This is a genomic window from Mesorhizobium sp. M7A.F.Ca.CA.004.04.2.1 (assembly GCF_004022825.1).
In the GTDB taxonomy this organism is placed as follows: domain Bacteria; phylum Pseudomonadota; class Alphaproteobacteria; order Rhizobiales; family Rhizobiaceae; genus Mesorhizobium.
On sequence record NZ_RZPH01000606.1, the window covers coordinates 1 to 3,747 of the forward strand.

At 62.1% G+C, this 3,747-nt stretch carries 5 protein-coding genes and 1 pseudogene; 2 read left to right on the forward strand and 4 right to left on the reverse strand.

Annotation, left to right across the window (positions count from 1 at the left end):
• The 3 genes from EN893_RS23575 to folE all read right to left on the reverse strand — a co-directional run.
• Positions 1–446, reverse strand: a 446-nt coding sequence (locus EN893_RS23575; protein WP_206640159.1) for a patatin-like phospholipase family protein, incomplete at its 3' end; no start/stop codon positions are given.
• Between the two features lie 81 nt (positions 447–527).
• Positions 528–989 carry a phosphoribosyl-AMP cyclohydrolase gene (gene hisI, locus EN893_RS23580; protein ID WP_127267649.1) on the reverse strand — a complete coding sequence of 154 codons (462 nt, stop codon included), beginning with the start codon at positions 987–989 and terminating at the stop codon, positions 528–530.
• Positions 990–1,079: 90 nt separating this feature from the next.
• On the reverse strand, positions 1,080–1,715 hold the full coding sequence (folE, locus tag EN893_RS23585) for a GTP cyclohydrolase I FolE (RefSeq protein WP_027036853.1): 636 nt from the start codon (positions 1,713–1,715) through the stop codon (positions 1,080–1,082).
• Positions 1,716–1,955: 240 nt separating this feature from the next.
• Between folE and EN893_RS23590 the strand changes: the two genes are divergently transcribed.
• Together EN893_RS23590 and EN893_RS23595 are read left to right on the forward strand one after the other, a co-directional pair.
• Complete coding sequence (locus EN893_RS23590; protein ID WP_127267647.1) at positions 1,956–2,402, forward strand: iron-sulfur cluster assembly scaffold protein; 447 nt, start codon at positions 1,956–1,958, stop codon at positions 2,400–2,402.
• Positions 2,403–2,404: 2 nt separating this feature from the next.
• Entirely contained in the window at positions 2,405–2,851 is a 447-nt protein-coding gene (locus tag EN893_RS23595) for a cell envelope integrity protein TolA (protein ID WP_127267646.1), read from the forward strand.
• Between the two features lie 18 nt (positions 2,852–2,869).
• Here the strand turns inward: EN893_RS23595 and EN893_RS23600 are convergent.
• Positions 2,870–3,747: pseudogene (locus EN893_RS23600) on the reverse strand (LysR substrate-binding domain-containing protein); the annotation flags it as partial.

Sequence of the window (3,747 nt, forward strand, 5' to 3'; positions counted from 1 at the left end):
GTGCGGATCTCGGAGGTGACCGCGACGAACGGCTTGGCAAGGTCCTCGAAACGAATGCCGGCCATGTGCTCGCGCAGCCTTGCATCGAGCTTCATACCGCCGAACAGGCCGCTGCCGCGCAAATTGAGATCGAGCAGGCCGAAGATGCGTCGCTTGGTCAGGCTGCGGGCGAATTCTTCGAGCTCGTCCAGTTTGCCGGCGAGATAGCAGCCGCCGACCAACGCGCCGATCGAGGTGCCGGCGATCATCGACACTTCGATGCCGGCTTCGTCGAGCGCGCGCAGCACGCCGATATGCGCCCAGCCGCGGGCGCAACCGCCACCCAAGGCGAGCGAAATGGCTGTTTTCTTCTGGGAGTTCGTTTCGGACGCGCCGCCTGACGAGGATAGGCCGTTGGCCTCCCTGACATCTGGTCTGTTACGCAATGACGCCCACTCGAGCATCATGATCTCCCTTGTCCCACGGCTACTATACGAGCGGGCCGTATCGAAATGATGAATCTGTGTGGTTGGTGTCAGGCAGAAGGTTCAAGCTGGTGGTTTCCGATACGTGTTTTCCGTATCGAACAGCGGCTTGCTGCCGTCGCCGGCAAGCGTCCCCTTGCCATCGACCAGCCCCACCGTCCGATAAAAGCATGAACGCCGGCCGGTGTGACAGGTTGCGTCGTGGCCCAACACTTTGACGCGCAACCATATGGCATCCTGGTCACAATCCGTGAGCATCTCGACGACATGCTGAAAATTGCCTGATGTTTCGCCCTTTTTCCAAAGCACGTTGCGCGAGCGCGACCAGTAGTGGGCGATGCCGGTCTCCAGCGTCAGTGCCAGTGCTTGCGCATTCATATGCGCAAGCATCAACAGCATGCCGTCTCCGGCATCGGTGACGACGACCGTGACCAGCCCGGCTGCATCGAAGCGCGGCGAGAACACCGCGCCTTCCTCGAGCGCTTTCTTGTCCGACGGAGCTTTTGGAAATTCCAGTGCCGACATCGCCGGTCCATTTTCCTCGTTGACCATGATCTTGTCCGAAAACCGGTCTCCACTTTTCGGGATCATGGTCTGATGGCCGGCGAGGGCCATTCAGATCCCGCCGCCACGCACCATGGTCACGAAACGAACCTGCTCTTCGGGCGTATCCTTGAAGACGCCGGTGAAGGTCGAGGTCAGCGTAGTTGAACCCTGCTTGCGGATGCCGCGCATGGCCATGCACATGTGCTCGGCCTCGATCATGACGGCGACGCCGCGCGGATTGAGCACGTCCTGGATGACGCCGGCGATCTGCGCCGTCAGCGCCTCCTGGGTCTGCAGGCGGTGGGCGAAGATATCGACGACGCGGGCGATCTTGGACAGGCCGACAACCTTGCCATCCGGCAGATAGCCGACATGTGCCTTGCCGATGATCGGCACCATGTGGTGCTCGCAATGCGAATGGAATGTTATGTCCTTGACGATGACCAGGTCATCGTAGCCGGCGACCTCCTCGAAGGTGCGGCCGAGCTCGTCCGCCGGGCACATGTCGTAGCCGCCGAACATTTCGCGATAGGCCTTTGCCACCCGCTTCGGCGTGTCGACCAGCCCTTCGCGGTCCGGATTGTCGCCGGTCCAGCGCAAAAGCGTGCGCACGGCGGCTTCGACTTCGGCTTCGCTTGGCCGGTCGGTGACCGGCTTTTCCATATAGGCTGACTGTGGCATGAGCTTCTTGATGACGGCATCCATAAAGGCGTCTCCCGTAGTCCCTCTCGGCGGAGGAACGAGTTGAACGGACCACGACCTTTCGGTGTCGGAAACTCGCCCCGTTTCCAGCCCCGTAAGTGGCGTGAACTTCCCGGCAAGGACATTGGCTTTCGTCGTTCTTGTCGATACCGGACTGCCAGCATTATATAAGGTCATAGCGAGCGAAAGGAAGACACGACAGCGGCAATCGCTGTTCGCTTGGCGGCGACGGATTGGAAAATAATGATAAACGAGGTCTACAACGCGAAAATTCTCGGTTTTGCCGGGAACATTGGCCGCATCGGCCGTCTCGATCATCCTGACGCGACCGCCAAGGCTCACTCCAAGCTATGCGGTTCCACGGTCACCGTCGACCTCAAGATGCAGGACGGCCTGGTCACGGACTTTGCCCATGACGTGAAAGCCTGTGCGCTCGGCCAGGCGTCGTCATCGATCATGGCGCAGCATGTCGTCGGCGCGAGTGCTGAGGAATTGCGCGCGGTGCGCGACACCATGCTGAAGATGCTCAAGGAAAATGGCGCCCCGCCGGACGGTCGCTTCGCCGACCTCAGATATCTGGAGCCGGTGCGCGACTACAAGGCGCGGCACGCTTCGACCATGCTGACTTTCGATGCCGTGGTCGACGCCATCGGCCAGATCGAGAAGAAGCGCGCCGAAGAAGCGGCCTGACCTTGGGGTTTGGCTACCAAAGCCTGGTGTTTGCCGGGAGCCTTGCTGGCTCACTCGCGTTGGGCGGGACCCCGAGCCGGGCAGACGTAGCGGTCGAGCGCGATATCGGCGACTATCTCATGAAGGCAATCCAGCATTGTTGGAACATGCCTGCAAACACCCACAGCATTGCACGCGTCCAGATCAGTCTGAACAAGGACGGGTCACTCGCAGGCCCGCCAAAAATCCTCGGTCCTGTGACGACGCCGCCGGACAAGGTTGCCGAGTCCGCTGTCCGGGCCATCGCACGCTGCGCGCCATTTCCCAGGCTGACATCATATGCTGCCCACTATGATATGTGGCGCGATGTCATCCTCACATTCAACCCGGGAGAAGACTCACCGGGCGAGCTTCCGGCCGCGGATACGCTCGACAAACTCTTCGAAAAATACCGCAAGAAGGCCAAGTAGCGGGCCCGGCCGGAAGGTTCAAGCCTGCGCTTCCAGCACCCGCCTGCTTTCGGCAAATTCGCTTCTGAGCCAGTCGGCGAACGCGGCGGCCGGTTCCGAGAGGTCGCGCAAGTTTCTGGCCACCAGCCAATAGGCGCCGGATGCGACGTCGATGTCGAACGGCTTGACCAGCGCGCCGGATGCGATTTCCGCGCCGATCTGCAAGAGATCGCCCAAGGCACGCCATGTCCGAGCAAGGCGGCCTGCTTTGAAAGCGACGCATCCGCCAGCATCGGCCCGCGCGCCGGTATGGCGTCGGCGGGCACGCCGGCCGCTTCGAACCAGCGCGCCCAGCCCTGGCGGTTCTCCTCGTGCAAGAGCGTGTAGCGACCAAGATCGATCGGCCTGTCGAGGGCAGGGCCAGAGGCAAGCAGCGCCGGCGACAGGACCGGCGAATCGACCGTCGAGGCAAGCCGCTCAGCCTGACTGCGCGGCCACGAGGTGGCATGCGCGCTGAAGCGCAAGGCAAGCTCCGGCTGATCGCTGCGGAACTCGATCAGCCTTGGGTCGACCTCGAGCGAGACGTCGATGTCAGGCCGCAATTGGCGAAACCGGTTGAGCCGCGGCACCAGCCACACGGATGCAAGCGACGGCTCGACACTGACGCGGACCACGGACTGCGCCGGTGTCGCCACCAGTTCTCCAAGCAAGGTATCGATGGCGTCGAAACTTCTGACAAGCTGCTCCAGCAGACGCCGCCCGGTGTCGGTCAGTTCGACACGGCGATGGTGACGTTCGAACAAGGGTTGGCGCAGGAAGGTTTCGAGTTCCCGGATCTGCCGGCTGATCGCCGCCTGCGAGACGAAAAGCTCCTCGGCGGCCCGGCTGAAGCTCAGATGCCGGCCCGCCGCCTCGAA